The organism is Vibrio sp. Y176, from assembly GCF_033438945.1.
The window spans coordinates 1-1269 of record NZ_JAWOQS010000083.1 but is presented as its reverse complement, the minus strand read 5'-3'; the positions used below and the strand labels follow the sequence as shown (position 1 = coordinate 1269).

Here is a 1269-nt window from a genome sequence, read left to right as displayed (position 1 = left end):
CGGCGAACGAGCTAACGGGTTCATCCATGGAGCTGTCACTACTTCTGCCGGATGAGTCGGGCGAAGAGGGTTTATTCGCGTTGGCAGATAGCTTGTCTGATTTTGTGAATCACTTTATCTCTGGTCTTGGTTTAGCAGGCATTGCGCTGAACAATGCATCGGATGATGCAAAAGAAGCGTTGGATGACCTAGAAGAAATTGCCAAGTTAGGCATTGATGAAGATGATGACTTTGGTGAACAAGCACAATTGCTGGAACAAGTCATTGAACACGTGAAAGCTTGCGTACTTACCATTCATGCAGAGTTCGGAGCTCGCCCAGAAAGCAGCGAAAGCAAACCGACGATCCATTAATCTAGATAGACCAGAGGTTAACATGAAGCAATATGACGTAGTAATTGCTGGTGGTGCCATGGCTGGGGCTACACTAGCTTTAGCGATTGAGCATTTGTCTCAAGGGGCTTTGCGTGTTGCCGTTGTTGAACCGTTTAAAGCGCAATCGGATCAGCATCCGGGCTTTGATTCGCGCTCGATTGCTTTGTCTTATGGTACGGTTAACCTGCTGCGTCACTTAGCGTTATGGTCTGCGATTGAACCTTTTTCGACCCCGATTGAACACATCCATGTGTCCGATCGTTCTCATGCGGGAATGACGGACATCACTAAGCACGACGTTGGCGTTGAAGCGTTAGGTTATGTCGTAGAGTTAGCCGATGTTGGTCGTGTTTACCAAGAATTGCTGACTCACAGTACCGCTATCGATTTGTACTGCCCAGACTCCGCGAAGCACATTACCCGAACTCAAGAAAATGTGACGATTGAGCTTGCTAGTGGTGAGTTGCTTAATGCGAAATTACTTGTTGCCGCCGATGGTGCGGTTTCGCAATGTTGTCAGCAAATTGGTTTGGAGCTTTCTGAGCATGATTTCGACCAAGTTGCCGTAATTGCCAATATTGTGACTCAAGAGCCGCATCAAGGTCGCGCATTTGAGCGTTTTACTGAAAACGGCCCAGTTGCCCTGCTGCCGATGAGTGATAATCGAATGTCGCTCGTATGGTGCTTACGTCCTGATGAAGCTCAAATTGTAATGGAATTGTCCGAAAGCGAATTTCTTGAACGGCTTCAGCAAGATTTTGGTTGGCGATTAGGTGCGATGCAAAAAGTGGGGCTGCGTGCGAGCTATCCGTTGTTGCTTCGTCATCGCAAGCAAAATATTTCACACCGTTTTGCGATAGTCGGTAACGCAGCACAAACGCTGCATCCCATTGCT

General features: G+C 47.8%; 2 protein-coding genes. Both read left to right on the top strand.

Translation table 11 applies throughout. The features are described 5' to 3' along the window. On the top strand, nt 1-353 hold a 353-nt coding region (locus R7O13_RS24240; RefSeq protein ID WP_318304853.1), incomplete at its 5' end, for a UPF0149 family protein. 22 nt (nt 354-375) lie between these two features. Further along, the coding region (ubiH, locus tag R7O13_RS24235) for a 2-octaprenyl-6-methoxyphenyl hydroxylase (protein WP_318304852.1) at nt 376-1269 on the top strand (894 nt) is incomplete at its 3' end.